The sequence below is a fragment of the Bradyrhizobium sp. CCGUVB23 genome, from assembly GCF_024199885.1.
Lineage (GTDB): Bacteria > Pseudomonadota > Alphaproteobacteria > Rhizobiales > Xanthobacteraceae > Bradyrhizobium.
In genome coordinates this window covers 4,645,620-4,671,197 of record NZ_JANADQ010000001.1, presented here as the reverse complement: position 1 = coordinate 4,671,197, position 25,578 = coordinate 4,645,620, and the positions used below count along the sequence as shown (strand labels likewise).

General features: G+C 65.2%; 22 protein-coding genes. 9 read left to right on the top strand and 13 right to left on the bottom strand.

All coding sequences use genetic code 11. The features are described 5' to 3' along the window. Positions 1–10: 10 nt before the first annotated feature. Both NLN62_RS21430 and NLN62_RS21425 read right to left on the bottom strand, forming a co-directional pair. Entirely contained in the window at positions 11–448 is a 438-nt protein-coding gene (locus NLN62_RS21430; protein WP_027520752.1) for a MarR family winged helix-turn-helix transcriptional regulator, read from the bottom strand. A 70-nt stretch (positions 449–518) separates the two neighbouring features. Next, positions 519–1,178, bottom strand: a complete 660-nt coding sequence (locus tag NLN62_RS21425) for a TetR/AcrR family transcriptional regulator (protein ID WP_254110087.1) — start codon at positions 1,176–1,178, stop codon at positions 519–521. Positions 1,179–1,268: 90 nt separating this feature from the next. Here NLN62_RS21425 and NLN62_RS21420 point away from each other — a divergent pair, with 90 nt between their 5' ends. The 3 genes from NLN62_RS21420 to NLN62_RS21410 all read left to right on the top strand — a co-directional run bounded on the left by NLN62_RS21420 (position 1,269) and on the right by NLN62_RS21410 (position 5,930). Then, a complete protein-coding gene (locus tag NLN62_RS21420) occupies positions 1,269–2,537 on the top strand; it encodes an HlyD family secretion protein (RefSeq protein ID WP_254110086.1) in 1,269 nt (422 codons plus the stop codon). After that, positions 2,479–4,098 (top strand): DHA2 family efflux MFS transporter permease subunit, encoded by a 1,620-nt coding sequence (locus NLN62_RS21415; RefSeq protein ID WP_256575940.1) that lies wholly within the window; start codon positions 2,479–2,481, stop codon positions 4,096–4,098. The genes NLN62_RS21420 and NLN62_RS21415 overlap by 59 nt, the downstream gene beginning before the upstream one ends. 107 nt (positions 4,099–4,205) lie before the next feature. Next, entirely contained in the window at positions 4,206–5,930 is a 1,725-nt protein-coding gene (locus tag NLN62_RS21410) for an ATP-dependent Clp protease adaptor ClpS (protein WP_254110085.1), read from the top strand. 126 nt (positions 5,931–6,056) lie between these two features. On the opposite strand, the gene NLN62_RS21405 is transcribed toward NLN62_RS21410, so the two are convergent. Continuing rightward, complete coding sequence (locus NLN62_RS21405; protein ID WP_027520757.1) at positions 6,057–6,506, bottom strand: host attachment protein; 450 nt, start codon at positions 6,504–6,506, stop codon at positions 6,057–6,059. Between the two features lie 252 nt (positions 6,507–6,758). Here NLN62_RS21405 and NLN62_RS21400 point away from each other — a divergent pair, with 252 nt between their 5' ends. Further along, positions 6,759–7,286: an Hsp20/alpha crystallin family protein gene (locus NLN62_RS21400; protein WP_254110084.1), complete on the top strand. Its 528-nt coding sequence runs from the start codon at positions 6,759–6,761 to the stop codon at positions 7,284–7,286. Between the two features lie 69 nt (positions 7,287–7,355). Here the strand turns inward: NLN62_RS21400 and NLN62_RS21395 are convergent, their stop codons facing one another. The 8 genes from NLN62_RS21395 to NLN62_RS21360 form a co-directional block, all read right to left on the bottom strand. Then, complete coding sequence (locus tag NLN62_RS21395) at positions 7,356–8,972, bottom strand: tannase/feruloyl esterase family alpha/beta hydrolase (RefSeq protein WP_371933127.1); 1,617 nt, start codon at positions 8,970–8,972, stop codon at positions 7,356–7,358. 144 nt (positions 8,973–9,116) lie between these two features. Further along, positions 9,117–10,571: a GntP family permease gene (locus tag NLN62_RS21390; RefSeq protein WP_254110083.1), complete on the bottom strand. Its 1,455-nt coding sequence runs from the start codon at positions 10,569–10,571 to the stop codon at positions 9,117–9,119. A gap of 3 nt (positions 10,572–10,574) precedes the next feature. After that, the gene (locus tag NLN62_RS21385; RefSeq protein WP_254110082.1) at positions 10,575–11,591 is read right to left on the bottom strand and encodes a patatin-like phospholipase family protein; all 1,017 of its coding nucleotides are present in this window, start codon (positions 11,589–11,591) and stop codon (positions 10,575–10,577) included. A 193-nt stretch (positions 11,592–11,784) separates the two neighbouring features. Further along, positions 11,785–13,029 (bottom strand): phosphoglycerate dehydrogenase, encoded by a 1,245-nt coding sequence (gene serA, locus NLN62_RS21380; RefSeq protein WP_254110081.1) that lies wholly within the window; start codon positions 13,027–13,029, stop codon positions 11,785–11,787. A 126-nt stretch (positions 13,030–13,155) separates the two neighbouring features. Further along, positions 13,156–14,388 carry a rhodanese-like domain-containing protein gene (locus NLN62_RS21375; RefSeq protein ID WP_254110080.1) on the bottom strand — a complete coding sequence of 411 codons (1,233 nt, stop codon included), beginning with the start codon at positions 14,386–14,388 and terminating at the stop codon, positions 13,156–13,158. A gap of 71 nt (positions 14,389–14,459) precedes the next feature. After that, entirely contained in the window at positions 14,460–14,825 is a 366-nt protein-coding gene (locus NLN62_RS21370; protein WP_254110079.1) for a hypothetical protein, read from the bottom strand. Positions 14,826–14,853: 28 nt separating this feature from the next. Then, positions 14,854–15,537, bottom strand: coding sequence for a response regulator transcription factor (locus NLN62_RS21365; RefSeq protein ID WP_027520765.1), 684 nt, complete (start codon positions 15,535–15,537; stop codon positions 14,854–14,856). After that, positions 15,512–18,082, bottom strand: a complete 2,571-nt coding sequence (locus NLN62_RS21360; RefSeq protein WP_254110078.1) for an ATP-binding protein — start codon at positions 18,080–18,082, stop codon at positions 15,512–15,514. Before NLN62_RS21360 ends, NLN62_RS21365 begins: the two co-directional genes overlap by 26 nt. Before the next feature lie 359 nt (positions 18,083–18,441). Between NLN62_RS21360 and NLN62_RS21355 the strand changes: the two genes are divergently transcribed. Further along, entirely contained in the window at positions 18,442–19,371 is a 930-nt protein-coding gene (locus tag NLN62_RS21355; RefSeq protein ID WP_254110077.1) for a hypothetical protein, read from the top strand. A 134-nt stretch (positions 19,372–19,505) separates the two neighbouring features. Further along, positions 19,506–20,237 (top strand): outer membrane protein, encoded by a 732-nt coding sequence (locus NLN62_RS21350; protein ID WP_254110076.1) that lies wholly within the window; start codon positions 19,506–19,508, stop codon positions 20,235–20,237. A 115-nt stretch (positions 20,238–20,352) separates the two neighbouring features. Here NLN62_RS21350 and NLN62_RS21345 read toward each other — a convergent pair whose 3' ends face one another. Next, the gene (locus NLN62_RS21345) at positions 20,353–21,261 is read right to left on the bottom strand and encodes an alpha/beta fold hydrolase (RefSeq protein WP_254110075.1); all 909 of its coding nucleotides are present in this window, start codon (positions 21,259–21,261) and stop codon (positions 20,353–20,355) included. A gap of 164 nt (positions 21,262–21,425) precedes the next feature. Between NLN62_RS21345 and NLN62_RS21340 the strand changes: the two genes are divergently transcribed. Further along, complete coding sequence (locus tag NLN62_RS21340; RefSeq protein ID WP_254110074.1) at positions 21,426–22,292, top strand: LysR family transcriptional regulator; 867 nt, start codon at positions 21,426–21,428, stop codon at positions 22,290–22,292. Positions 22,293–22,307: 15 nt separating this feature from the next. Here NLN62_RS21340 and NLN62_RS21335 read toward each other — a convergent pair whose 3' ends face one another. Then, the gene (locus tag NLN62_RS21335) at positions 22,308–23,192 is read right to left on the bottom strand and encodes a dihydrodipicolinate synthase family protein (RefSeq protein ID WP_254110073.1); all 885 of its coding nucleotides are present in this window, start codon (positions 23,190–23,192) and stop codon (positions 22,308–22,310) included. A gap of 208 nt (positions 23,193–23,400) precedes the next feature. Here NLN62_RS21335 and NLN62_RS21330 point away from each other — a divergent pair, with 208 nt between their 5' ends. Together NLN62_RS21330 and NLN62_RS21325 are read left to right on the top strand one after the other, a co-directional pair. Beyond that, on the top strand, positions 23,401–24,813 hold the full coding sequence (locus NLN62_RS21330) for an FAD-binding oxidoreductase (protein WP_254113593.1): 1,413 nt from the start codon (positions 23,401–23,403) through the stop codon (positions 24,811–24,813). Between the two features lie 6 nt (positions 24,814–24,819). Further along, positions 24,820–25,485, top strand: a complete 666-nt coding sequence (locus NLN62_RS21325) for a GntR family transcriptional regulator (RefSeq protein WP_254110072.1) — start codon at positions 24,820–24,822, stop codon at positions 25,483–25,485. Positions 25,486–25,578 lie beyond the last annotated feature (93 nt).

Sequence of the window (25,578 nt, the reverse complement as noted above, 5' to 3'; positions counted from 1 at the left end):
ACGGCTCCTCTCATTCGTCGGTTGCTCGTGGAAACTTGGTTTGAATGCTCGTCAGCCAGCGCGCGACGATGTCGATCTCGGCGCTGGAAAATCCGTCTGTCAGCGCGGCGTTGATTTCCGCCGCCGCGGCCTTCGCCCGCACCTCGACCGCACGGCCTTTGGGGGTGAGCCAGACGCGCCAGGCGCGGCCATCCTCGCGATCGGCCCGCCGCTCGACCAGCCTTGCCGCGGCCATCCGGTCGACGAGGCCGGAGATGCCCGCCGGCCCAAGATCGAGCGCGGCCCCCGCCTCACCCATCAAGGCGCCGTCCTGCCGGCCGAGGATGAAGAGGAGTCCTGCCTGGGATGGCGTCACCTCGCTCTCCGGCTGCGCCGCCATGAAGCGCTGCAGGCGGCGCTGCGCGACGTTCAGGAGGTAGATCAGCCGGGGGTGCCTTGCCGAGGTCATGCGCGGCTCGATTTATTTCGCATGCGAAATATATAGTCTGGCAAAACGAGCCTGTAAAGCGGCGTGGGCGTCACGCCGTTGCGGCGCGACATCCGTCCAGGAAAAGAGCCGCGGCGGCGCGGACGCGGCGCTCGATCTCCTTGCGCGATGGCAGCGGCACGCCGCCATAGATCGTGGCGCGCTGCGGGGCCGAGACGGCCATCCCGATCAGCATGCCCGCGGCCTCCTCGACATTATCGAGCGCGAGGCGCTCCGCCTTCACCTGGACGCGCAGCCAGCGCGCCAGCGCGGCCGCCGTGCGCGCAATGCCATTGCGATAGAACGCTACGGCAAGATCCGGAAACGCCGCCGATTCCTGGAGCACGATGCGCTGCAGGGCGACGACCTCGGGATCAAGCGCGAGGTCGGCGCAGGCGAGCAACGCGGTGGATAGGGCCTCCGCAATATCGGTGTGATCGATGCCCTTGAGCTGGACGTCGGAGAGCTGCCGGTCGAGCCGGTCGGCGACCATGGCCTCGAACAGCGCCGCCTTGGCCGGAAACAACCGATAGAGCGTCTTGGTCGAAATGCCGGCGCGGCGCGCCAGCTCCTCGGTGCTGGTCGCCGCGTAGCCGTTCTCGGCAAAAGCGTGCCGCGCGGCGTCGAAGATGATCTGACGCGTCTCGCCGTCGTCGCGCAGTGGCGGCCGTCCACGGGGGCGGTATTCACTGGAAGATTTTTCCTGAGCCATGCTTTTACATGATGCCTGTCATTCTATTGACAGTTTTCAAGCTAGTCCTATTTTGGAAACCATCAAGTTTCCTAATTCAGGGAGCCGGCCATGACCGTCCACACCAGCCCATCCAAGATCGAAACCACAGGGATTCCGGCCAGCGTTCCGGAGAGCCTGCTGCCCGTGGAAACGCCGTCCGCCCCGCCCAGAAAGCTCAACTTTCGCAAGCTGTTGTTGGCGGGTGTCGCGGCCGCGGCGCTAGCCGGTGCGAGTTGGTATGGCTGGGACTACTGGACGGTCGGCCGCTTCCTCGTCTCCACCGATGACGCCTATGTGAAGGCCGACAACACCACCATCGCACCGAAGGTCAGCGGCTACCTGGTCCAGGTGCAGGTTGCCGATAACGAGCAAGTGAAGGCTGGCCAGGTGCTGGCCCGGATCGACGACCGCGACTTCAAGGTCGCACTCGACCAGGCCCGGGCCGACGTTGCGGCCGCGAGCGCCACCATCACGAGCAAGGAGGCGCAGCTCGAGGTTCAGCAGGCGGTGATCGCGGCGGCCAGGGCGACGATCGACGTCGACACTGCAGCCAAGACCTTCGCGAGCCAGGAGAACAAGCGCTACACGGACCTCGCTGCGTCGGGCTTCGGCAGCGTGCAGAATGCGCAGCAGGCGCAGGCGCGCGATGCCGGTGCGAACGCCGCGATTCAGCGCGACACCGCCAATCTCGCCTCCGCCCTCAAGCAGGTCGACCTGTTGAAAGCCGAGATCGTGCAGGCCATGGCCGCCCTCGCCCGCGCGGAAGCCGTGCAGCACCAGGCCGAGCTCAATCTTGGCTACACGAAAATCGTCTCTCCGATCGACGGCGTGGTCGGCAACCGCACGCTTCGCGTCGGCCAGTTCGTCCAGGCCGGCACGCAGTTGATGTCGATCGTGCCGGCCGACGGCGCCTATGTGGTCGCCAATTTCAAGGAGACCCAGCTCACCAACGTGCATGCCGGCCAGACCGTCGACATCGAGGTCGACATGTTCCCGGGCCATGTCGTGCACGGCCATGTCGATTCCATCGCGCCCGCGAGCGGCCAGGAGTTCGCACTGCTGCCGCCGGACAACGCCACCGGCAACTTCACCAAGGTGGTTCAGCGGATCCCCGTCAGGATCGCGCTCGATGCCGAGAACGCGCCGTCGATCGCGCTGCGTCCGGGCATGTCCGTGATCCCGACGATTGCGACGCGTTCCAGCGCGCCCGCCGCGCTGGCAGTGACTTCACCCAAGGCAAACCAGACCAAGGCAAACCAGACCTCCGGAGGGTCGCGCCATGTCCAACAGCCTCACAATCCTAGCGCCCGCACGCTTGATTCCGGCCGCGACGCCTGATCGCGCCAGCGCCGATCCGAACCGCGCCAGCGCCACGATCTGGATCGCCGTGTTCGCTGCGATGATCGGCGCCTTCATGGCGATCCTGAACATCCAGATCACCAACGCCTCGCTGCTCAATATCGAGGGCGGCATCGGCACCGGCGTCGACAATGGCTCCTGGATCTCGACGTCATACCTGATCGGCGAGATCATCGTGATCCCGCTCACCGACTATTTGTCGCGGGTCTTCTCGTTCCGTAATATCATCCTGAGCTTCGCGACGCTGTTTGCGGCATTCTCCGTCGCCTGCGCCTTCACCCACGACCTGCCCTCGATGATCGCGATGCGCGGCTTGCAGGGCTTCTTCGGCGGCGTGCTGATCCCGATGGCCTTCACGCTCGTGTTCACCAAGCTGCCCAAGGGCCAGCAGCCGATTGGCCTTGCGATGTTCTCGCTGGCGGTGACCTTTGCGCCAGCGATCGGCCCGACGATCGGTGGCTATCTCACCGAGAATTACGGCTGGCAGACCATCTTCTTCGTCAACGTCGTGCCGACCGCGATCATGGTCACCACGCTGTTCTTCGCGCTGGAGCGCCAGCCGCTTCAGCTCGGCTTGCTGCGCGACGGCGACTGGTTCGGCATCGTGACCATGGCGATTGGCCTCGCATCCCTCCAGGCGGTGCTCGAGGAGGGCAACAAGGACGACTGGTTCGGCTCGCCCTTCATCGTGCGGCTTGCCGTTACCGCTGCGATCAGCCTCTCGCTGTTCATCTATATCGAGCTGGTCGTCGAGAAGCCGCTGTTGCGCCTGCGGCTACTGACGCAGTGGAATTTCGGCGTCGGCACGATCGCCGCGGTCTTCCTCGGCTTCGCCCTGTTCGGCTCGGTCTACCTCCTGCCCGCTTATCTCGGTCAGGTGCAGGGCTACAATGCCGAGCAGATCGGCAACGTGCTGGCCTGGACCGGCCTGCCGCAGCTTCTCCTGATCCCGCTGGTGCCGAAGTTGATGCAGCGGTTCGACACCCGCTATATCGCGGCCATAGGCCTCATCCTGTTCGCAACCAGTTCCTTCATGAACATAGAAATGTCACTCGACTATTCCGGCGATCAGTTCCTGCTGCCCAACATCGTACGCGCGGTCGGACAAGCACTCACCCTGGCGCCGCTCTCCGCGCTGAGCCTCGGCAGCGTCGCGCCGCAGGACGCGGCCGCCGCCTCCGGCATCTCCAATATGATGCGCAACCTCGGCGGCGCGATCGGCACCGCGGTACTCGCGACCATCGTCACCAAGCGCGAGCAGTTTCACTCCAACGTCATCGGCCAGTCGGTGACGCTCGGCCGCGAAGAGGTCCGCGGACGCATCGCGCAGCTCACGAACTATTTCATGGCCCACGGCGTGCCCGACCCAAACGCCGCGCATGAGCAGGCCGTCATCGCCCTTGGCAAGCTGGTCAAGCGCCAGGCGCTGGTGATGGGCTTTTCCGACACTTTTGCCGTGATCGGGGTGGTGCTGGTACTGGCCGCGATCGCCGTGCTGCTGACGCGGCAGGTCAAGGCGGCGGGCGGGCCGGCGCACTAGGCTTCAATCATCCGGTTTTTTTGAGCGGCCGTCACGCTTGACGGCCGCTACTTTTTGTGTTCTTTCTTTGTTCCATTCAAGCACAGGTTGTAGCACGAGTTAATTTCATGATGAGTGATATGCACAGCGATAGCGGGCCGGCCCAGCTCGTGATTCACGATGACGAAGATACGCCGGAAGAATTTGTGATCGAGTTGCTGCGCCGGGTTTTCGGCAAGTCGGAGCGTGAGGCGCTCGCGCTGATGACCCGGATCGAGCAAGAGGACAAAGCCGGTTGCGGCCCTTACCCGCGGTCCGTCGCCGACGCTCTGCTGAAATCCGCGCTCCAGCACATTCAATTTGCAGGTCATGGTCTGCGGATCACGCTCGAACCGGTCAAGACGACTTGCGAGCTTTGCGGCAAGCCCGAGGCGCAGACCGACGTGCGCCTCGGGAGCCGTACGATCTGGCTGTGCAGCGAGTGCATGCGTGCGGCAGGCAACACCGGCAATAGGCCGGAAGAAGAGGAGTTCGGATATGCCTGCGAGGTTCTGGACCGGCATTTTGCCGGCGTTCCGCGCAGCAAGCTCGTGACCACGGTCCGCCAGTTTCCCGGTCACATGCGCGCAGACGTTCAGGCGGCCATCGACCGGCTGTTCGCCTCCGCAATCCGGCTGTTCGGCATCAACGACGAGCAACGCTACGAGACGCTGTCGATTGCAAGGCTTCTGCGTGACGGGCGCCATGCGCAGGCGATTGCGCCGCTCCAGTATTTCGATGTCGACATTGGCGAGAAGAACCCGGTCAAGTGCCTCAACAACGGGCTGTGGCTATGCGCGCAGGGCGATCTCCGCTACGCCGTGCTGCTCTGTGCGCATCGCGAGTTCAGCCGCGAGCCCGGCATCCGGATCGAAATAGCCGTACCCTCGGGCGCCGCGGGCGCAGCCCTCGTCCAACGATGCTTCGGCGAGCTGGAGCAGGCCGTGCAGGCCGCGCGCACCTATCGTGGCAAGATCCTCTCGCTCGACGCCGACAGCGATTATCGCGGCCGCTCGCGCGGCATCACCGTACATCGCCTGCCGCCGGTCGCACGCGACGAGGTGATCCTGCCGGAGCAGACCTTGCGGCTGCTTGATCGCAATGTCCTGAGATTCGTCGGCACGCGCGATCAATTGCGCCGGCTCGGCCAGTCGACGCGCAAAGGCGTTTTGCTGTACGGCCCCCCGGGCACCGGCAAGACCCACACCATCCGCTATCTCGCGACGCACCTGCCCGGGCATACGACCCTGATCATCACCGCCGAGCAAATGGGCCTTCTCGGCGCTTATATGAGCCTGGCGCGGCTCCTTCAGCCCTCGATGGTGGTGATCGAGGATGTCGATCTCATCGCCCGCGATCGCGATGACATGGGGCCGTGCGAGGAATCCCTTCTGAACAGATTGCTCAACGAGATGGACGGGCTGAAGGAGGACGCAGACATCCTGTTCGTCCTGACCACCAACCGGCCGGAGGACCTCGAAGGTGCGCTAGCCGGCCGGCCCGGCCGCATCGACCAGGCCATCGAAGTGCCTCTCCCCGACGAGATCGGCCGCCGCAAGCTGGTACGGCTCTACGGCAAGGGGCTGCCGCTCGATGACGCCGTCGTCACCGAAGCGGCGCAGCGCAGTGAGGGCACGAGCTGCGCCTTCATCAAGGAATTGATGCGGCGGCTGGCACAGGCGAGCCTGGCCCGCGACGGCGGCAATTCCGTCATCTCCGCCGACATCGATGAGGCGCTGGACGACATGCTGTTCTCCGGCGGTCGCCTCAATGCGCAGCTGCTCGGCGGCGCGCAGGCGATGGCGGCGGGATGATGACCGTTCTCGCCGCTGGAGCATGATCCGGAAAAGTGTGAAGCGGTTTTCCGAAAAGATCATGCTCAAACAAGAGCCTAAAGCGCGATGACGATTCATCCCAATCTCATCGCGCTTTAGAGTGGTCTAGTACTCCGCCGCGAGATGACGGGCGATGTCGCCGACCGGAAGCCGCGTCAGGTCCTTGGGCAGTTCGCCGACGATGCGTGCCTTGACGTCCGCGTGAAACGCGTCGCGCAGGTCCGCCAGTGCGCGCGGCGGTGCAATGACGACGAGCGCCTTCACGTCGCGCTCGCGGACGAGCTGCTCCATCGCGGCTGCGACCCGTCGCGCGAAACGATGCTCCTCGATATCGTGCCAGTCGGTCGGCTCGACGGCCGCCCTTTGCCCTGTCGGCTTGTTGAGACGGCCGGGACGATCGGTCCCCTGCTCGCGCGTCGGCGGATTCTCATCCGCGAACACGTCCTCGGTTTTCAGGTTCGGCTGCGCGGGATTGCCTTCGTTGCGCAGGAACAGCGCCTTGCAGCCGTCGCCGATGAAGACGAAGGCACCGTGGGGGATCACCAGGCCGCTCATGTCGACGCTCCAGCTTTCGCTTCGACATTCAACCGTTCACCCGCCAGCGGGTTGATTCAAATCAACGCGAGCCTGCCGCGGCAAGATGCGTGTGCTGTGCTTACCAATGTGCAAGCACGGGAACTTACCCGCGACGTCCGGTGCAGGTCCAGCGAATTTGAGAGAAATCAACGACTGGTCGCGAGAACAGGTGGACGTTTGATCATCGAATGAACTCTAGTCTCTCAAGGGAAGAGATGAAGGAGAGAAATCATGGCCGACGAAACCAAGCTTCCGGTGACCAAGAAGACCAACGAACCGGTGTTCTCCGGCGGAACGTGGAACCCGTTCGAGACGCTCCGCGGCGAGGTCGACCGCCTATTCGAGGATTTTGGTCGCGACGATTTCTGGCGCCGGCCGTTCCGCTCGCTCGCCGGGCTCGAGCGCAGTCTCGCGCAGAAGCTCGTGAGCGCACCGGCCGTCGATGTCGCCGAGACCGACAAGGCTTATGAGATCACGGCCGAGCTGCCCGGCATGGACGAGAAGGACATCGAGGTGAACCTCGCCAATGGCGGTCTCACCATCAAGGGCGAGAAGAAGGTCGAGAAAGAGGAGAAGCAGAAGGACTATTACGTCTCCGAGCGCCGCTATGGTTCCTTCGAGCGCACGTTCGCTCTGCCGGAGGATGTCGAGGCCGACAAGATCGAAGCTTCGTTCAGGAGCGGCGTGCTCAAGGTGACGCTGCCCAAGACCGCGGAGGCGCAGAAGCCTGCCAAGAAGATCGAGGTCAAGGCGGCCTGACGATCGGTTCGCGCGAGGCTGGCGGTCCCGGCAGCCTCGCACCCCGCTATTCGCGTCCGGCGTGCTCCGTCACTGCGCGCAGAAGAAGCTTGCCGAGTCCGTCACCGGCCCCGCCTTGTAATGCGGCCAGGCTGGCCAGCGGCACAGCGGCAGCGCGCGCACAACAGAAAACGCCGGCGCCTCGACCTTCTGCTCGGTGACCTCGAGATCGCCGGGCGCCTTGTCCTTCTCGACCCAGTCGACCAGCACGCTCAGCATATCGACATTGGCCGGCGCACCGGAGCCGACATGGTCGACGCCGGGCGCCGTGTAGAGCCTTGCGAACAAGTCCGTCGTCGCCGAGCCCATCAGGCGCTCGACGTTCTCGAAATAGCGAATGCCGGCATAGGGGCTCTGCGCATAGTCGGCCATATGCTCGAGCACGATCAGGCGGCCGCCATGAGCGCGAAAACGGCTGAGATCGGGATTGGTCGAATCCATCAGTTGGGAGATTTCGAGTAGCCGCGCCTTGTGGTCTTCGGGCTTGTAGGTGGTGACGTCGAGCTTGGGATCGCGGGCGAAGACATACTGAATGGTGCCGGCGCCGTAGATCCAGGCGATCCCGTTGTTCGGTGCCGGCGGCTGCGCAGGCGGTGCCGTGCCGAGCCACCACGCTGTCCATCCGCCGGTCGGGCCGACGGACGGCGTGTCCTCGCCCGACACGCCCCAGCCCGGGTAATCATCGAGGCCGTTGGCAAGCGGGAACGGGAATTTGTAAGCACCATGCAGCGTGTCGATCGCCTTGATCTGCGGGTCGGTGAGGCATTGATCGCCATTCCGCTCGCTCGCGCAGCGCAGCTTCTGTGGCTTGAAGGTCGATTTGCAATCGACGGGATCCTGCACCAGCGCATCGTCGGAGCCGTCGGCCTTGTCGCAGGCGGCGCGCACAGCGTCACCCACGAGCTTCACCTGGGCCGGCCTAATCCAGGCGTCGCCCATGGTCACCAGCCCCGACCGGGTGCCGGCATGCTGCAAGCCGACCCAGTTGATGACGGGCACGCGCGAAAAAATGCCGTCGAAATCCTCGGGATAGCGCTGCGCCATGGTCATCCCTTCGCGGCCGCCCTCGGACGAGCCCATGAAGTACATCTTCTGCGGTCTTTTGTCGTAGGCGCGCTCCATCAGCGCGACGGCGGCATCGCGCACCTTCTTGTAGGCGCGGTGCGCAAAATTCTCGAACGCTTCGTCGTTGAGCGCGAAGGCCTGGGGCGGCTCGCCTGGCTTGGTCTCATGGCCGGAATCGGTGCCGTAGGTGACGAAGCCGCGCGCCAGCGGCGAGGGCTTGTCGAAGGGATAGGCCGGCGGCAGCGCAAGGCCCGTGATCAGGACACCATTGAATCCGTCGCCGCCATATTGCAGCGAGCGTCCGTTCCATTCGACCGGCAAATTGACCTGAAACCTGATCGGCGGCGCTTTTGGATCTGTCGGCTCAATGTGACCGAGCACCTTGCAGAAAGCAGGATTGGCCGGCGTGACACGTCCCGACGACGTCGGTCCGCGTTCAGCGACGGCGAGCGGCGACGGCGCCTGGAGCGTCGCGGAGTCGATCTTGACGGCGCCGGCGTCCGAAGCAAGGCCCTTGCAGACGGTGTCTGCATCCTCGGCCAGCGTCAGCGCTGACGCGCCGTCGACATGAGCCATGGCCATCAGCAGGCTTGCGAAACACACGGTTACGCTGATCCGAGAACGCGTCATCGTTTCCACCCGCGTTTTCTTGTTATCAACGACAAGCGGGTGCATTCAACGCAACGTTCGGCCGTCCGTCAATTGCCAGCGCCGGATTGCCCGCCGTCAGAACGAACCCACGACACTGCCGAGCGCGATGACGATGACCAGCGCCAGCAGGGACGCGACGATGCCGACCATCACGATATCCCGGTAGCTGTCGCGGTGGGTCAGTCCGCAGATCGCAAGCAGGCTGACCACCGCGCCGTTGTGCGGCAGGATATCAAGCGTGCCCGAACCGATCACCGCAACGCGGTGCATCAGCGCGAGGTCGACGCCGGTTCGCGCGGCGATCTCCACATAGGTCTGACCGAGCGCATCGAGCGCGATCGTGAGGCCGCCGGATGCCGAGCCGGTCAGCGCGGCCAAAATGTTGGTCGCGACCGCGAGCGACACCAGCGGTCCCCCCTCGATCGCGAGCACCCAGTCACGCACCGTCTCGAAGGCCGGCAGTGCGGCGATGACGGCACCGAATCCGACCAGGCTTGCAACACTCATCGCCGGAAGCACGGAGGCATTGGCGCCGGCATCCATCGTCTGCCGCAGCGACGGCAGCCGGCTCCAGTTGAGCACAATGGTTGTGGCAATTGCAGTGGCGAGCGCGACGACAACAGACCAAACGCCTGCAACCGCGGCAAGCGACGTGCCGCCGAAACGCTGCTCGCTCAGATATGAGACATCGAGCCGCGGCAACACGAGGAGCGACATCACGAGATTGACGGCCACGACGACAACCAGCGGCGCGATGGCGTTCACCACCGGTGAAGGCGCTTCGCTGCGACGCCCGTGCCGGATTTCCGCCGGGTCGAACTCGCGCGCCGTCGTCGCGCGTTCGCGCAACAGCTCGTCATCCGCCGCAGCTTCGGCTGTACCCTGCGCCTCCTCGCCATAGCCTTCACCCGCCTGACGTGCCTTCGCCTCCGCCCGTTGCAGCCACCACAATCCCGTGCCGAGCATGATGAGGGAAGCGATGATGCCAAGACCCGGCGCGGCAAACGGCGTCGTGCCGAAAAATGGCATCGGGATCGCGTTCTGGATCGACGGCGTGCCCGGCAGAGCCGACATCGTGAAACTCGAGGTGCCCAGCACGATCGTCGCCGGAATCAAACGGCGCGGGATGGCGGCCGCGCGGAACAACGACTGTGCCATCGGAACGATGACGAAGAAGGCGACGAACAGGCTGACGCCGCCATAGGTCACCAGCGCCCCCGCCAGGACGACTGCGAGAATCACGCGCCTTTCGCCGAGTCGCTTCGCCATGAAGGCGGCGACCGCCGTCACCGCGCCGCTGTCGTCCATCAGCTTGCCGAAGACGGCACCGAGCAGGAAGATCGGAAAGAATTGCGCCAAAAAGCCCGCGGCGCTCGCCATGAATATTTGCGTCAGGTTGGCGAGCAGCGGCTCGCCGCCGAACGCTGCGGCAACGAGCGCCGCGAACGGGGCGAGCAGCAGGACGCTCCAGCCGCGGAAGGCCAGTACCACGAGCAGGCCGAGCCCGACGAGAATGCCGAGAAGCCCCACGTCTCAGCACTCCGCCAGGAGAACGTCGAGATCGGCCGTCGAGCGCCGGCCGAGGTCATCGCCGTGATGTTCGAGGAATTCGCTCGCGGCCAGCCGGCCCTCGGCACGGAGCATCGAAACAAACTGCCATTCCGCGTTCAGCTTGGAGGAGGCGCCGAACGTCGTCAGAATATCGCTCTTGATCCGGTGCGTCCTCATCCGCGCCCAGCGTGCACCCTCGCCGCTTCCGGGATCCGCGGCCTGACGGAGCAGCGCGATCATGCGCAATTCCTTCATCAGCGGCGAGTTGAACGAAATCTCGTTGAGCCGGTTGAGGATCTCCGCCGCGCTGCGCGGGTCTTCCGCCCGCTCCGTCGGATTGATCTGCACCAGGATGGTATCATAGGCGTCGCTTTCGCGGACCAGCGGCGTGATCGTCGGATTGCCGGCGAAGCCGCCGTCCCAATAGGGCTCGCCGTCGATCTCGATGGCGCGGAACATGGTCGGGAGGCACGCCGAGGCAAGGAGAACGTCGGCCGTGATCTCTGCGTTGCGAAAGATCCGGCCGCGGCCGGTGCGCACCCGCGTCGCGGTGATGAACAGCTTGATCTCGGAGCCGGCGAGGCGCTCGAAATCGATGCTCTCGGCGAGCACCTTGCGCAACGGATTGTAATCGACCGGGAGATCGTAGGGCGAGAACAGCCGCGACATCAGGTCGGTGAAGACGTAGGCCGGCGAGGTGTCGAGCGTCCAGCGACCCATCAGGCGATCGAGCGGCGAGCGCTGCAGCGGGCTGAACGCCGCGGCGCGCGAAACGCGGCGCCAGTATTGGTCCAGCGCCTCACGCGCGCCTTTGGCGCCGCCCGCCGTCCATCCGTCGGCCAGCACCGCGGCGTTCATCGCCCCGGCGGAAGTTCCGGAGATGGCGACGATATCAAGCCATGCCTCTTCGAGCAGACGATCGAGCACGCCCCACGTGAACGCGCCGTGCGAGCCTCCGCCTTGAAGTGCAAGGTCGATCGGTATGCGGTCTCGGGCCATCGTGTCCGCACTCACGAAACTTAAGCTCAACTTCGATGAGACTTATTAGACGAGACTTGTTAGACGAGACTTGCCTTCAGCACCCCGGTAACCACAGGTAGTCTAAAAAGCGGAAGGCGGGCCACGCAACAGCGCAGCCCGCCCGGACACGTCACAGCGTCGTGATGCAAAAAGCCGTCAGCCCATTCGCGCGTCAGTGCTCGAACACCAGGCGCGCGCCGATCGTACCGTCGAGCGCGCGGATCTGCTGGAGCAGCTCGTTCGAATCCTGGCCGCCAAGATCGGCGTCGAGCACGACGTAGCCGAGCTCGCCATGCGTCTCCAGGTATTGGGCGGCGATGTTGACGTCACGCTGCAAGAACACCTCGTTCAACCGGCGCAGCATGCCCGGCACGTTGCGGTGGACATGGCTGAAGCGGGCGCCTGTGGGACGGAGGTGGAGCTGCACCTCCGGGAAATTGACGGCGCCCATGGTCGAGCCGGTGACGTAATAGTCGACGAGCTTCCGCGCCACCTCGCCGCCGATCCGCTCCTGCGCCTCTTCCGTGGAACCGCCGATATGCGGGGTGAGGATCACGTTGCTCAGACCCTGCAGCGGGCTCTTGAAGCGATCGGCGTTCGAGGACGGCTCGACCGGGAAGACGTCGACGGCGGCGCCGGCGATGTGCTCGTCGCGCAAGGCACGCGCCAGTGCATCGAGATCGACGACGGTGCCGCGGCTGTTGTTGATCAGGAACGAACCCGGCTTCATCAGCCGCAGCTCGCGCTCGCCGATCATGCCCGCGGTCTCCGGCGTTTCCGGCACATGCAGGCTGACCACGTCGCTCTGGGCCAGGAGGTCCTCGAGCTTCTCGACCGGCTCGGTATTGCCGTGACGCAGCTTGTCGGTGCGGTCGAAGAAGATCACCCGCATGCCCATGGCTTCCGCGAGGGTGGAGAGCTGCGAGCCGATATTGCCATAGCCGATGATGCCGAGCGTGCGGCCGCGCACCTCGCGGCTGCCAGTCGCCGACTTGTCCCAGCCGCCGTCATGCGCCGCGACCGAGCGCGGAAAGATCTGCCGCAGCAGCATCACGATCTCGCCGATGACGAGCTCGGCAACGCTGCGCGTATTGGAGAACGGCGCATTGAAGACGGGAATGCCGCGCTTGCGGGCCGCGAGCAGATCGACCTGATTGGTGCCGACGCTGAAGCAGCCGACCGCAAGAAGCTGGTCGGCGGAGGCGAGCACGTCCTCGGTGAGCTGGGTGCGGGAGCGGATGCCGAGCAGCGATGCACCCTTCACCGCCAGCCGCAGCGCCTCGCCGTCGAGCGCCTTGGTCAACCGCTCCACATTGGTGAAGCGGGCGCTCTTGAACAGGTCCACTGCGCTGTCATTGACGCCCTCGAGCAGCAGCGCTTTCGCGGTTCTCTGAGGGGTCTGGCCTGTGGCTGACATGGGATCTCCGTGGGTATCGCCTTTGCGCGCGGCTTAGTCGCCGGCGGGGCGGAAGACAATATGATTTTCACGTGGACACAAGATGGCGGGCCATCTCGATCTTCCGCCGGGCCTGCCTGCGCACGTTCAGATCACGTAAAATCCGTGCGTCGCGTCGCGGCGGAGCTGCTCGACGAGGCCGTATTCCCAGTCGAGATAGGCCTGCATCGCACTTTCTGCGACGTCGGTGCCCTCGTAGGGACGCCGGTACCGGTGCGCGGGATCTGGCTTGGGCAGCACTTGCGGCGGCCCCATTTCCAGCGCGCCGTCATAACCGCCTTCGAGCACGTAGACCTCCCAGCCCATCTGCGCAAGCCAGGACGCAGTCATGTCGGCGCGCACGCTCCTGTCGTCGGTCAGCAGGATGCGCGCGCCGCGCACCGGCGCCGCCATGTCGATCTCCTGGACGAGCTGGCCGCCCGCGTAGTGGCGGAAGCCGGCGAGGTGACCCGCCGCATATTCCTCGGCGTCGCGCACATCGAAGCGATAAAGCGTTCGCGAGGTTTGGGCAGCGAGTGCCGCCGCCTCGCCCGGGCCGATGTGGCGAACCCCGGCACGATAGGCGACGTCGCGGGCACTGGCCGCAGCGCCCTCAAACGACCCGATCGCACCGCGCCGCCCGGCGCCATGCTCGAGCGTGTGCTTGGCAAGGGTCCAACCGATCGTGCCGTTGCGCAGCGCGTGCACTTTGTTGGGGACCCCCGCATTGATCAGCGACTGAGTGCCGATGATCGAACGCGTGCGGCCGGCACAATTGACGATGATGGTGGTGTCGGGATCGGGTGCCGCGCGGCCGGCGCGCAGCACGAGCTCGGCGCCGGGTACGCTGACCGAGCCCGGGATATTCATGGTCGCGTATTCGTCGAAGCGGCGAACATCGAGGATCGCAACATTGGCCTTGTCGGCAATCAGGCTTGCGACCTCGTCGGCGCTGAGCGAGGGCGTGTGACGGCGCGCCTCGACAAGCTCGCCAAAGGCCTTGGCATAGGAGTTGACGTCCTCGAACACTTCGTAGCCGGCCGCGCGCCATGCATTGAGGCCGCCGTCGAGCGCGCGGACATTTGTGCAGCCGAGCGCCCGCAGCCGTTCGGCGCTTGTCCCAACCAGACCTTCGCCGTCATCATAGATGACAATCGGCACGTCCTTGCGCGGCAGCCGCGCCTCAGCCTCAACCGCGATCCGATCCGCCGCCATGTTGGCGGCGAACAGGGGATGGCCGGTGGCAAACGCCGCCTCGTGCCTGAGATCGAGCAGCGCGATTTCCTCGCGCAGTAGCAGCGCACGACGGATGTCAGCGGGGGTGACGGTGGAAAGCTTCATGGGACGGAGGCCTTGCGGAATGAGCCTCGCGCTTTTGGACCATTGTCGCGCCCTTGGCTAGCCTCGCGCGCTCATTGCTTCGGGCCGACCGTCCCGGTTGCCTTCAGCCGCGCCGATCTGACCCAGCCTGACACGGCATTTCCGGTTCTGGGGTTGGTGTACATCACCGATGACCAGCCGTCTTCGGTCTGGGCATAGGCGATCAGCTCGTCCTTGGGGATGACGAACACGCCGTTCATGGCGCAGGCGGGGTTCGGAGCCGAATAGAATTGCAACCGTCCCGTTCCTGTCACGACATCGGCCTCCGGCGGCGACAGCATCGGAACCTGCTTCGAGCCCGGTTCCGGCTCCTTGCAACGCGTGTCTGCAAGGGCAGCAAAGGAGCCGAGGAGCGCTGCGCTGAAGACGACACCGACGAGCCATTTGGCCAACGACATATTGATCTCCCTGAGCCGAAACGCCGCCTCAAGCGGCCGGCTGCGCCGGCACCAGCGCATAGCCGACGCCGCGGACGGTCACAATCGGCGCAATCGCGCCTTCATACTGCATCTTGCGACGCAGCCGCACGATCAGATTGTCGACGGTGTGCCCGCTGATGTCCCGGGGATCTCGATTCGAAATGACGTCGAGCAGGAAATCGCGGCTGAGCGGCTGCGTCATCCTGGAGGCAAGTGCGGCCAGGATATTGAACTCGCCCGTGGTGAGCTCGACCATCCTGCCGTCGGGGCGAAACAGCTCGCGCCTGACGGGATCCAGGATCCAGCCGTCGAAGGTGATCACCGATTCCCTGGTGCGGCGCAGGACGCTGCGGATGCGGGCCAACAGCGTGCGCAGATTGACCGGCTTGGAAACGTAGTCGTCGCCGCCCGCCTCCAGTCCGGAGAGAACATCCTCATCGGAATCCCGGCTGGTGACGAAGATCAATCCGCATTGCTCGCCAAGGCGCAATTCGCGCGCGAGCGCAATGCCGTCGGAATCCGGCAGGTTGATGTCGAGCAGGACAATATCGGGCTTGAACGCGGCGAGCTTGGCGCGCAGCTCGGCGGCGGTCGCCACACCGTGCGCCACCATGCCCTGCTCATTGAGGAATGACGTCAGCATGACCCGGCTCTCCGGGGCATCCTCAACCACGAGTACGGTCGTCGACATGAGCCTCTTCGCGTTCAGTGGTGATGGGTTTGGGAAGTCCGAAGGCAGATACCGGGTCCGCCTGCTGGTCCTGCAGGACGACGTCGATCTGCCGACGCAGGGCGGCGACGGCCCGATCGCGAGCCCCGAGGCTCGTGGCCACGGCCTTCGCTGCCGCGAGCGCATCGTCGGCGCGCGCGGCAAGCTCCGGCATGCGCAGGTTTGCCGCGCTTCCCTTGATGCGATGCGCGATGCTCGCAAGCTCCTCCGGCGCGAGATCGCGGCGCCCGATCCTGCGATCGAGCTCGGACAGGCTCTCGGCGAACAGACCGCGCAGCTCGTCGATCCGCGCACGAGCGAACACGTCTTCGAGCTCGAACGATCCCTCCATCTGCTGTGGTGCGAGGAACGCCTGGAGCCTCCATGCGACGTCGTCCGGCGACAGCGGCGTGGCGAGCACCAGGTCGGCTCCCTCCTCAAGCAGACGCTGCGCCTCATCCCCGTCCGCCGGCGCGGCGATGACGAACAGTCCCCTGCCATCGTGTGCAGCATCTTCGCGCCAGGCGCGCAGCGAACCGGGAGAGGGCGCGACCGCGACCAGCCCCGAAAATTCCCGCGCCGACAACATCGTCCTGGCGGACTCGAACGACACGGTCGGAAACGCGCGGAAACCAAGGCGCGCGAGCGGGCCATGCATTGCCTTGCCGGGATCACCTACGACGAGGACATCGCCGCCCCCATTCAAGGCCGCGCCGGTGCCTGACGGTTGCCGTCCGCGTCGTGCCAACGCCTCGTCCAGCGTCTTGTGCAGGACCGCGGCGTCGATTGGTTTGGCCAGATGACCGTCCATGCCGGCGGCAAGACACGCCTTCACGTCCGTCGCCATGACGTTGGCGGTCAGCGCCACGATCGGGACCTGGCTCAGTGGCTCCGCAAGCGCGCGGATGCGCCGCGTCGCCTCCAGCCCGTCCATGTCGGGCATCTGCATGTCCATCAAAACGGCGTCGAAACGTGCGCTCTGCATGAGCTCGATCGCCTGCTCGCCGGACGATGCCACCGCAACGCGGTGGCCCGCCTTGCCCAGAATTCCGCGCGCGACGATGGCATTGACGAACAGATCCTCGACCAGGAGCAGGTTCAATGGCGCGACGCGCACAGCCGCGGCCCCGACACGACCGCGCTCGCCGGGCAGCTCGACGGCGGGCAGCGGCAGGGAGAAATGAAAGCGGCTGCCGTGCCCCGGCGTGCTCGTCACCCCGATTTCGCCCTTCATGCCTTCGACCAGCCGCTTGCAGATCGCAAGCCCGAGGCCAGTACCGCCGAAGCGGCGGCGGATCGAGGCGTCGGCCTGCTCGAAAGGCTCGAACAGGTGCGCCTGCTGCCCTGCAGTGACGCCGATCCCGGTGTCCGAAACGCAGAACGCAATCACAGCATCGTCCGTCGATCCGGCAGATACCACCTCCACGGTAACGCCGCCGCTGCTCGTGAACTTCAGCGCATTGCCGATCAGATTGAACAGCACCTGCCGCACGCGCGACAGATCCCCGAGCACAAATTCGGGGACGACGGGCGACAGCATCAGTTGCAGTGTCAGCCCCTTTTCATGCGCGCGCGGCGTCATCAGATTGACGATCTCGCGCACGGCCTGCCCGAGGTCGAACGGCGCTCGCTCGTAGACGTCGGCGCGGGTTTCGAGCTTCGAGATGTCCAGGATGTCGTCGAGGATCTTCAACAACCCCTCCGCCGACGATTTGATGACCGACAGCCGCTTGCGTTGCGCCGGCGGCAGTGGATCATCCAGCGCCAATTGCGCCATGCCCAGAATTCCGTTCATGGGGGTGCGGATCTCGTGGCTCATCACCGCGAGGAAGTCGGTTTTCACGCGGGCCGCTGCTTCCGCAGCGTCCTTGGCTTCGGAGAGGTCGAGATTGATCCGCCGCTCGCGCGCGATGCGCAAGTACTCCTCGCGCCGCAGCCGGTTGAACTGGGCGCGGGCGACCGCGCCGACACCATAGCCGACCATCACCACCAGCAGGATGATGGCGAGATCGAGCGGGCTTTCCGGATCCGGCCGCAGCACCGCCCAGAACAACAGGCTGATGATGGGCGCATAGGCGCTGGTCAGCGCGACCAGCCGGAAGCGGCCGGGCAGGCACAGGTTCAGCGCAATCGCGATCAGCGGCAGCAGCAGCCCGCCATGCCGCGTCAGACTCGGATGATTGAAGACCAGCGCGTTGAGCGTGAAGAACGTGAACTGATGGACATAGGTAATCGCGACGATGCGATTGAAGCTGGCTGCACGCAGCAAGGCCAGCAGCGCCGCGATGGCCGCAAGCGCGATCAGCAGCCGGATCTCCAGAAAGAAGACCAGACGCGAGGCCGGCAGCGTCAGAAAATCCAGCGGAACGAAGGCCAGGCTCGCGGCCGTCTCGGCCAGGACGCAGAGCAGCGCCATTGCACGCGCCGGCCGCGCAATGCCCGCACAGAACTCCGCCTCCGTCGCCTCGTTGCGAAATTCGCCGGTCCAACCGACGAGATCAGGAAGGTTAGATTCTACCTCCGGCACTCGGCCGATCCCCACGCACGCCCATCAACTTGCGCCTTTCTTTGCAGGAGTGTCGCGCCTTCGTCCAGCCCTGCGCACGCGACCGGTCAGGCATGGCCTGCGATCAGCAGCCGGCGTTTGCGCCACGGATGTCCCGAACTCGCCAACATCAATGGCGGTTGATGAATGAGCGGGCGCCCAGCATGGCAGCGCATCTCGCAAGCCGCTAAACGCGAAGCGGTGATCTCTTCTGTGCCTTGTCGTCTCTCTCCGACGCCCAAGCAAAGTGCACCAGTCGTTTCGTTTCGAGGTTTGTCGTGTCACGTGCTCCACGTTTTCTCCACTCGGCTCCCATGATCTGCGGAGCAGTCGCAGCAGCCTTGATCTCCAGTACCCAGTTCTCCAGTGCCCAGGCAGGAGACATCACGACCTCGCCGGTCGTCGTTCCGGCGGTCGACGGCGTCAATGCCAAGGCCGAAGCCTATGGCGGCTTACTGGCCGGCAAATCGCTCGGCGGTGCCGCAGGCGCGATCTCGATGCCGCTCGGCAGCAATTACGGCTTGCAGATCGATTCCGCGGCCGGTGCCTTCGACGGCAGCCGTTTCGGCAACGTCGCGGGCCATGCCTTCTGGCGCGACTCCAGCGGCCTGGTCGGCCTCTACACCAGCCACACCTGGTGGGACCGCAATGGCGGCGTCTATCTCGGCCAGGTCGCGGGCGAAGGCGAGATCTATCTCGGCCGCTTCACGCTACAGGGCATCGCCGGTGTCGAATTCGGCAACACCGCGCAGGTGATCTCGACGAGCACGAGCACGGTTGCGCCGGGCCTCCCCGATCCCCTCTTGGGTGGCGCCCCGGGCGTCACGACCACGACGATGATGCTCGACAGCTACGCGGTGAAGACGCGGTTCTTCGACCAGGTCAATTTCAAATATTACCTCAGCGATCAGTGGTCGGGCTATGTCGGGCACCGCTATCTCGGCGGCAGGAACGCGCTCGCGCTCGGTAGCGAGGTGACGCTGCCGCTCGGGCACGGCGTGCTCGCCTCGGCCTTCATCGAGGGCCGCGCGGGCGAAGCCAACATGCAGGGCATCTGGGGCGGCGTAAAATTCTACTTCGGCGGCAAGGACAAGTCGCTGCTCGCCCGCCATCGCCAGGACGATCCGAACATATGGAGCACCGATACGCTCTATAGTCTCGCAAATTCGCACAGCTCGTCGAGCTCCTCGACGAGCACGCAATTCTGCGCCAGCGGCACGACCATGGTCGACGGCGTCTGCTATCCCGACGGCCCGCGCGGATGGGACTGATCGAGCGGGCGGCGAAATGTTCAATGCGGGTTGATGCTGCTGGGATTTACGGGCGCGACTTCACGCGCGAGGAACTGTGTCGACGGAGCCGCCGCGGGGCGCGGCCAACCACCTTCCATTCATTGAGGCTCTTCATGCATCGTCTATCCCTTCTTGTTGCCACGTCGCTGGCCGCCGTACCTGCATCAGCGGCCGATTTGATCGCGCGCAAGGCGCCCCTTCAGGAGACTCAGGTTTTCAGCTGGACCGGGTTCTACGCCGGTGCGCATCTTGGCGGCGGATCGGTCTACGAGACGCAGACTTTCCTCGGCACGACGGGCTTCGCCATCGATCCCGTCGGGACGAGCTACACCACCAATCGCTCGAGCGTGCTGGGCGGCATCAATGCGGGTTACAACTACCAGGTCGGCCATGTCGTACTCGGCGTGGCCGGCGATGTCTCCGGGACCCGCGCCAATGGCTCGAGCGTCACCCCCGCAATCAACGTGCCTGGCTTCGTGCTGACGAGCAATGGCAGGACGGATTGGTATGCGACGCTGACCGGCCGTCTCGGCGTGACCTTCGATCAGGTGCTGCTTTACGGCAAGGGCGGCGTCGCCTGGTCGCGGCAGGTCTATGACGGACGGGCCGACGGTTTTGCCTCGGTGATCTACAGCCCGTTCTCTGACATCAGGACCGGCTACGTCGTCGGCGCCGGCGCCGAATGGGCGGCCACCAGAAACATCTCGATGTTCGCCGAATACAACTACCTGAATTTCAGCACGAAGACTTACAACGTCACGGACACTACCGGTGCCGTGACAACGACATACTCCGCCAAAACTTCCGCCAATCTGGCGAAGCTCGGCGTCAACTATCATTTCTGACGATCGTTTCTCGCACTCCGCCATCGCGTGCGCGCCTGCGACCCGCTGCAGGCAGTATGAGGTGGCGGAGCTTTTTTTGCTCGCTCGCCGGCTCCAGCGCGGCCGATGCGACGCCTCAGCCGGCAGCGGCCACCTGATTCTCGATGATGCTTGCAACACGCACAGGGGTTTCCAGCATCGTGTAGTGACCGGCATCGTCGATGGTCTCGAACGTCACGCGCGGGTAGGCAGCTGCGAACGCGTTATGCGAGGGCTCGCCGCGATAGAAGGCGATGTCGAGCGCGCCGTTCACAACGTGCAGCGGCGCCGTGAGACGTTGCGAATCCTCGGTAATCGATGAGGTCGTGAACATCTTCAGATAGCCGCGCATCGCCTCGACCGTACCGGCCTCGCGCGCGATGGTCAGCTTGCGCTTCAGCCAGCCGGCGCCATAGCGGCTCGAGGTCCTTGCCGTGATGGCCCGCGCAGCCGCCTCGTCCTGGTCGATCACGGCGTTCAGCGCCTTGAGCGCAGCCTCGTCGGCGCGGAAGCCCGTCGGCGACACCGGCGAGAACAGCGTGACGCTCTGGATCCGCGAGGCGGCCTGGAGCGCAATCTTCTGCGCCACGAGGCCCGACATCGAGTGTCCGACCAGATGGAAACGCGTGAGCGCGAGCTGATCGGCCGTGCGCAGGACGTCCGCGGCGGCTTCATCCAGCGTGTAGCTGCCGGCCAAGGCGCATGACCAGCCGTAGCCGCGCAGGTCCATGACGATGAGCGTGTGGCGGGTGGGATCGACATGGGGCAGCACCGGCTCCCAGTTGACGTGATCGCCGAGCCATTCATGCAGCACCACGCAGACCGCCGGGCCATTGCCGACGCGGCAATGGCCGAGCCGGTCCACCGTCGCCAGTTGCGGCGCCGGCCAGGGCGAGGATGATGCAATCTGTGCCGATTGCGCCGGCTGCCGGTTCTGAGCGACCGCCGACGTGGTGGCCACGGCGGCAGTGAGGCCGAGGCCCTTCAGAAGATTGCGACGCTGCATTTGCTCTCCGTGCCAACCCGGATTCGTCCTGATCCAGAATTCGAAGCACGGACAAATAGCCGGCAGGCGTCGCAATCGAGAAATTGATTTCCGCAATCACCTTATTGATTACTCTCATCTGGACCCGCGCGCTGTCAGCGGGCTCATCTTCGGGAGCTGCCCTCATGCCGACGACCCTCGATATCGACACGCTCCGCTCCCTCATCGCCATCGTCGAGCTGAAGAGCTTTTCGCGCGCTGCCGAACGGGTCGGACGTTCGCAATCCGCGATCAGCCTACAGATCGCCCGCCTCGAAGGCCTGGTCGGCCATCCCCTGCTCGAGCGGGTGCGCGGTCGCGTGATCGGCGTGACCGAGCGGGGCGCCGAGTTCGTCGCGCATGCGCGCGAGATCGTCGCGCTCAACGAACGCGCCGTCGCCGCCATGCGCCGGCCGGCCGCCAGCGAGCGAATCCGGCTTGGCATACCGGCGGATTTTCTGGAGCGCGATTTTTCCTCGACCCTCGCCGAGATCCGCGCGCGCTGTCCCGACGCGAGGCTTTCGCTGCGCACCGACCTGTCGGCGCGGCTGGCCGAGGATGTCGGCCAGGGCCGGCTCGATCTTGCCTTCTTCAAGCGCGCGCCGTCGAACGAAGGGGGTGCCGCGATCGCGTTCGAATCCATGTCCTGGTTCGGAGACGCTACCTCGGCGCCTGCCGGGCGTGATGATGCAGTGCCGCTGGTGGCGTTCGCGGAAGGATGCGCCTATCGCGAGGAGGCGCTCCGCAGCCTGCGCCTGACAGGCCGAGACTGGATCATCGCCTGCGAGGCACGCAGCCTGTCAGCGCTGCTGGCCGCCGTTCGCGCCGGCCTCGGCTATGCTGCGCTCCCGGCAAGGCTCGCCGCGCGCAAATCGCTGAAGCACGCCCACAGACGCGCCGAGCTGCCCGACCTCAATCCGGTCGAGCTTGCGCTCGGCATTGCCGAAGGCCGCAACATGGCTTTCGCCCGGACCATCGGCGGCATCATCGCGGAGCGTTGCTCGCTGGCCTGATGCCCTGCGCGGACGTCACGCGATCGCGGGACTCACCAGCGCGTCGATCTTCGCCTTCAGCGCCTTGCCGTCCGAGAGGCCACGAAGCGGCGGACGCACGCGCAGCCAGCCGGGATCGGCGTTCTGTGCTGCGAGAATGGCTTTCAGCGTCGCGGCGAACGAAGGCGTGTTGACGACGATATCGATCGCCGCCTGCATGCGTGCTCCGACGTCCTTGCCATCGACCATGCCCTTGACGAGCTCGGGCACGATGTTGGCCATGCCGCAGATGGTGCCGGCGCCGCCCGCCGCGATGGCGCGGGTGATGTCGGCTTCGTTGCCGACGGTGATGGCGAGCTCGGGCGCCGCGGCACGGAATGCCTGGAATTGCTTGAACTCGCCGCTAGAGTCCTTGAGGCCGGCAACGAGCTTGCCATAGCGCTTGCGCAAGCTGGCCGCGACTTGCGTCGGGATGGCGACGCCGGAGACCTGCGGGATGTGATAGAGATAGGCGCGCAGGCGATCGTCGGTCACGTCATCGAAGATCGCCGCGAACGCGTCCTCGATTCCTTCAGGCGTGACGCTGCGATCGAAATAGGGCGGCAGGTACAGCACCTGGTTCACGCCGAGGCTCAGCACCGAACGCGTCAGGGCGATGCTGTCCCTGATCGCGGCAAAGCCGCCGCCAACGCCGATGCGATCAGCGGCGAGGCCGGCCTTGAGCAAGGCCTCCACGGTCGCGATCCGCTCTGCAACGTTGAACGAGGTGCCTTCGCCGGTGGTGCCGAACACCACGACGCCGTTGACGCCCTTCTTAAAGAGCCGAAGCGCATGGTCCGCCAGCCGGGCGGGATCCACGGCTCCCTCGGCCGTCAGCGGCGTCGGCGTGGCGACCCAGAACCCGCGAATTGCGTCCGTCATGACCTGTCCTCTGTTAGAGAGCTATCGTTCTAAACCATTGATCAGGTTTGCCCTTTTAGAAAAGCGCGAAACCTGCTTGGCGTTCCCATTCACTTCTTGTACCTTACATACAACATCACCGCAATTCTAGGTGACGCGGGGTCGCGCCGTCAAAAATGCATGGGCCGGCGCTGACCCGGTAAAGCACTAGACAAAAAAAGAGGCTCCGATCGACATGACGACGATGCTCGAACGCCCTGAGGACATGCTGCGCGATCTGCGCGACCGGCTTGGCCCGCAAGCCGTGCTGATCGGCAACGAGGTGCCCGCGCGCAATTGCAACGACTGGAGCGCGAGCCTGCCGCAAACGCCGCTCGCGGTGATCCGCCCGGTCGATGCGGCCGGCGTTGCCGCGGCCATTGCGACATGCCGCACGGCAAGCCTGCCGTTCGTGCCGCAGGGCGGCTTGACCGGCCTGTGCCGCGGTGCCTCGCCCGAGCTCGGCTGGGTCGCGATCTCGCTGGAGCGCATGACCGGCATCGAGGAGATCGATCGGGCATCCGCGACCATGACGGTGAAGGCCGGCACGCCGCTGGAGACGATCCAGAAGGCGGCCGATGAGGCCGGCTTCTTCTTTCCGCTCGATCTGGGATCGCGCGGCTCCTGCGCGATCGGCGGCAATCTCTCCACCAATGCCGGCGGCAACCGCGTGATCCGCTACGGCATGACGCGCGAGCTGGTGCTCGGGCTCGAGGTCGTGCTGCCGGACGGCACTGTCATCACCAGTCTCAACAAGCTGATCAAGAATAATGCCGGCTACGATCTGAAGCATCTCTTCATCGGTTCGGAAGGCACGCTCGGCATCATCACGCGCGTGGTGCTGCGGCTGTTTCCAAAGCCGCGCTCGACCATGGCCGCGCTGTGCGCGCTGAAGGATTATGCCGCCGTGGTCGCGCTGCTCGATGCCGCACGCTCCGGCCTCGGCCCGCTGCTGTCGGCCTTCGAGGTGATGTGGCCGGATTATTGGGAGGTGATCACGGCGCGCGCGGGCGTCAAGCCGCCGGTCGCGGCAGGCCACGGGCTTTATGTGCTGGTCGAAGCGCAAGGCACCGATGAAAGCCTCGATGCACCGCGTTTCCAGAGCTGGCTCGAGGATCTGATGGAGCGCGGACTTCTGGCGGATGCTGCCGTCGCGCAATCGCTGGCGCAGACGCAGAAATTCTGGGCGGTGCGCGACATCTGTTCCGAGTTCGGCCAGGTGCTGGGGCCGCACCTCTCCTACGACATCGGACTTGCGGTCAAGCGGATGGACGAGTTCGCCACGCGCTGCAAGGCCGCGCTCGCAGACAGCATCAAGGGCTGCGAGAGCGTCTATTACGGCCATATCGGCGACGGCAATCTGCATCTCGTCTCCTGGGTGACGGGCCTGCCGACCGAACGCCAGCCGAAGGCCGAGATGGACGCGATCATCTATGGCCTGGTGCGCGAGATGGGCGGCAGCGTCTCGGCCGAGCACGGCATCGGCACGCTGAAGAAGCAGTGGCTGGGCCACGCCCGCAGCGAAGCCGAGATCGCGCTGATGCGCACGCTGAAGGCCGCGCTCGATCCCGATCATCTCCTCAATCCCGGCAAGGTCATCTGAGGACCGATGAAGTCGCTGAAGCTCGACCCGCCGAAATCGCTGGCACAGCGCGTGATGCTGCGGCTGCGTCAGGGCATCATCGACGGCGAGTTCGCGCTCGGCGCGGCCATTTCCGAGGAGATGGTCGCGCAGTCCTTCGGCGTCAGCCGCACCCCCGTGCGCGAGGCGATGGGCCAGCTGCAGGCGCAGGGCCTCGTGGTGATCCGGCCGCAGGTCGGCAGCTTCGTCTTTACCCCGAGCGCGGAGGACATCACGGCGCTCTGCACGTTCCGGATCGTGATCGAGCCCAAGGCCGCCGAGCTGGCCTGTGTCCACGACCGCGCCGGCGCGATCGCGGCGATGGAGGCCGCAATTGCCGGGATGGAGCAGGCGGTCGCGGCAAAGGACAACGTCGCCTATGGGCGCGGAGACACCGCGATGCATGAAGCGCTGTTCGCCCACTGCGGCAATCGCTACCTCCAGGAATCCTATCAGCTGGTCTCCGGGCGCATCGCGACGCTGCGCACCAATCTGAGTTCGCCGATCGACGTGCGAACGCCCGAGTCCTTCGAGCAGCACCGTACGCTGCTGCGCCTGTTCGAGCGCGGCGACTTCACCGCTTTCGAGAAGCTGATGACCACGCACATCACCAATTCGGGCAAGACCTATGCGAGGGCATTGCAAATCGCTTGAGCCACCCGTGGCGGATGAGTGACGAGATCAATCACAACCAAAGAGAGGAAACGAGAAGTGTTGAGTGGTTACAGGAAGGCGATCAGGACCTGC

Excerpts from the sequence above, each read along its gene's own strand:
- NLN62_RS21340 (WP_254110074.1), top strand. The coding sequence starts at position 21,426 with ATGCCGACGACCCTCGATATCGACACGCTCCGCTCCCTCATCGCCATC.
- NLN62_RS21375 (WP_254110080.1), bottom strand. The coding sequence starts at position 14,388 with ATGAAGCTTTCCACCGTCACCCCCGCTGACATCCGTCGTGCGCTGCTA.
- NLN62_RS21370 (WP_254110079.1), bottom strand. The coding sequence starts at position 14,825 with ATGTCGTTGGCCAAATGGCTCGTCGGTGTCGTCTTCAGCGCAGCGCTC.
- NLN62_RS21410 (WP_254110085.1), top strand. The coding sequence starts at position 4,206 with ATGATGAGTGATATGCACAGCGATAGCGGGCCGGCCCAGCTCGTGATT.
- serA (WP_254110081.1), bottom strand. The coding sequence starts at position 13,029 with ATGTCAGCCACAGGCCAGACCCCTCAGAGAACCGCGAAAGCGCTGCTG.
- NLN62_RS21350 (WP_254110076.1), top strand. The coding sequence starts at position 19,506 with ATGCATCGTCTATCCCTTCTTGTTGCCACGTCGCTGGCCGCCGTACCT.
- NLN62_RS21325 (WP_254110072.1), top strand. The coding sequence starts at position 24,820 with ATGAAGTCGCTGAAGCTCGACCCGCCGAAATCGCTGGCACAGCGCGTG.
- NLN62_RS21345 (WP_254110075.1), bottom strand. The coding sequence starts at position 21,261 with ATGCAGCGTCGCAATCTTCTGAAGGGCCTCGGCCTCACTGCCGCCGTG.
- NLN62_RS21400 (WP_254110084.1), top strand. The coding sequence starts at position 6,759 with ATGGCCGACGAAACCAAGCTTCCGGTGACCAAGAAGACCAACGAACCG.
- NLN62_RS21425 (WP_254110087.1), bottom strand. The coding sequence starts at position 1,178 with ATGGCTCAGGAAAAATCTTCCAGTGAATACCGCCCCCGTGGACGGCCG.
- NLN62_RS21335 (WP_254110073.1), bottom strand. The coding sequence starts at position 23,192 with ATGACGGACGCAATTCGCGGGTTCTGGGTCGCCACGCCGACGCCGCTG.
- NLN62_RS21420 (WP_254110086.1), top strand. The coding sequence starts at position 1,269 with ATGACCGTCCACACCAGCCCATCCAAGATCGAAACCACAGGGATTCCG.
- NLN62_RS21430 (WP_027520752.1), bottom strand. The coding sequence starts at position 448 with ATGACCTCGGCAAGGCACCCCCGGCTGATCTACCTCCTGAACGTCGCG.
- NLN62_RS21395 (WP_371933127.1), bottom strand. The coding sequence starts at position 8,972 with ATGGCCATGGCTCATGTCGACGGCGCGTCAGCGCTGACGCTGGCCGAG.
- NLN62_RS21405 (WP_027520757.1), bottom strand. The coding sequence starts at position 6,506 with ATGAGCGGCCTGGTGATCCCCCACGGTGCCTTCGTCTTCATCGGCGAC.
- NLN62_RS21385 (WP_254110082.1), bottom strand. The coding sequence starts at position 11,591 with ATGGCCCGAGACCGCATACCGATCGACCTTGCACTTCAAGGCGGAGGC.
- NLN62_RS21365 (WP_027520765.1), bottom strand. The coding sequence starts at position 15,537 with ATGTCGACGACCGTACTCGTGGTTGAGGATGCCCCGGAGAGCCGGGTC.
- NLN62_RS21415 (WP_256575940.1), top strand. The coding sequence starts at position 2,479 with ATGTCCAACAGCCTCACAATCCTAGCGCCCGCACGCTTGATTCCGGCC.